Here is a 1600-nt window from a genome sequence, read left to right as displayed (position 1 = left end):
GTTACGATAGCAGAAACAAGTACACAAAACCCTATACCGAGTACCTTCCCTCTTCCGGTGGGGAAATGAAGTGCGACTACTTCAAGGAAATCTACGTCTGCACAACCTGTGGAAGCATTCACGAAGTGCACGTACGAGACGTAGACTACTTTTAGGCCCAACCAACTTTTTCACGTCGACCTACCCTGGTCGACGTTTTCATACCCTACGCAATATACCTTGGGAACTTCTCTACCTGCTGTAGCAACTCCTTACTGGAAAGCAGGTTCTTCTCAATCGCCTGCCACTCCCCTTCACCCTTTGAAAGGTCCCACGGACAAACCGTTCTCCACCAGCGGACACTGGGATTAATCTGTCCCGTTTTCGGATCCTTCCTCGTAAAGTGAAGCACTTGGCAATTATGGACTTCATGGCGAGGATCGTTATCTTCCTTCCAGGCTAGGAAGTCTTCCACCGTCCAGTGCAGTCGCCGCATCATGGCGGTCTCAATAATGGTGCCGTGAGCCACAATCACTACCCGGCCATCGGAGTAACGCTGCGCAAGGGAGTTAATAACCCTGTCCCAGCGCAAAGCCGCCACTAACCGCGACTCCCCGTTTGGCGGGTTCCAGTAAAACGCATTAAGCGCGCGGATGGCCGCGTTTTCTTCGTGCTTAACCGCTATCTCCGCACGAGAGATCCTCATTAAGTCGCCACTGTTACGCTCGGCCAGGTAGGGGTCTATCTCCCAGCCGGCACCTGGCAAGTCCAGGTAACCCGCTGTTTCCCGGGCACGGGCGTAAGAAGAGACTACGTATTTATCAAACTGGCCGGGGATATTTTTCCTAATCCACTCCCCAGCAGCCTTTGCCTGCATGATCCCCTTGTCGGTCAGGCGGTAATCCGAAGTATGGCGTTCCCCATGCTCACGTGGGACATCGCTCCTGTCTTCACCTCTGTAATCCTTGCCGTGCACCACATTTCCCTCACTCTCTCCGTGCCGGACAAGGATCATATCGATTGGCAGTGGCATAGAATCTCCTTTCTTCACTATGTAGGCTCATACTACCCGGGATGTTACAGCTGGTCGACTCATACTGCCTTACCGTACCCACGAATAGCCAAGTTCCTCAGCTTTTGAAATACTGCCCACATGAAGCAAGACCCCCTCCACCTCCCACAAAAACCATCACCGCAAGACTTCCAGAAGTATGTGGCGGACATGATGGCCCACCGAGGTTTTGACAGCACCGACATCATGGGGCAGTTCTTGCAGTTCACCGAAGAAGTAGGCGAACTGGCAAAGGCCATACGGAAAGCGGAAGGCAGGCGCTTTGACCGGGCATCGCACGTGGGCGGCGTGAACGAGGAGCTGGCAGACATTTTCATGTACCTGCTCTACTTCTGTAATTATTTTGATATTGACCTTGAGCAGGCATTTAGGGAAAAGGAAGCCATTAATAAAAAACGGGTTTGGAAGTAGGCCGCACACTACCCACCGCAAGGTGGGTATTCTATTTGTGACAGGTCAAAAACCTTGAAATACACCTGTTCGGCTGCTATATTCCTGCCACCATGGCGAAACTTAAAAGTAGAGGTTTAGTCCTTTTCACGTCCAACC

General features: G+C 51.9%; 2 protein-coding genes. One reads left to right on the top strand and one right to left on the bottom strand.

Annotation, left to right across the window (positions count from 1 at the left end):
• Nucleotides 1-205: 205 nt before the first annotated feature.
• The gene (locus tag VLA04_06330; protein ID HSI21270.1) at nucleotides 206-1012 is read right to left on the bottom strand and encodes a histidine phosphatase family protein; all 807 of its coding nucleotides are present in this window, start codon (nucleotides 1010-1012) and stop codon (nucleotides 206-208) included.
• A 120-nt stretch (nucleotides 1013-1132) separates the two neighbouring features.
• Between VLA04_06330 and VLA04_06325 the strand changes: the two genes are divergently transcribed.
• Nucleotides 1133-1462, top strand: coding sequence for a MazG nucleotide pyrophosphohydrolase domain-containing protein (locus tag VLA04_06325; GenBank protein ID HSI21269.1), 330 nt, complete (start codon nucleotides 1133-1135; stop codon nucleotides 1460-1462).
• The last annotated feature ends 138 nt before the right edge of the window (nucleotides 1463-1600 follow it).

Source organism: Verrucomicrobiia bacterium (assembly GCA_035460805.1).
GTDB lineage: Bacteria > Patescibacteriota > UBA1384 > CAILIB01 > CAILIB01 > DATHWI01.
The sequence above is the reverse complement of the archived record's forward strand: the minus strand, read 5'-3'. Positions and strand labels throughout refer to the sequence as shown.

Coding starts and splice junctions, on each gene's coding strand:
- VLA04_06325 (HSI21269.1), top strand. CDS start 1,133: ATGAAGCAAGACCCCCTCCACCTCCCACAAAAACCATCACCGCAAGAC.
- VLA04_06330 (HSI21270.1), bottom strand. CDS start 1,012: ATGCCACTGCCAATCGATATGATCCTTGTCCGGCACGGAGAGAGTGAG.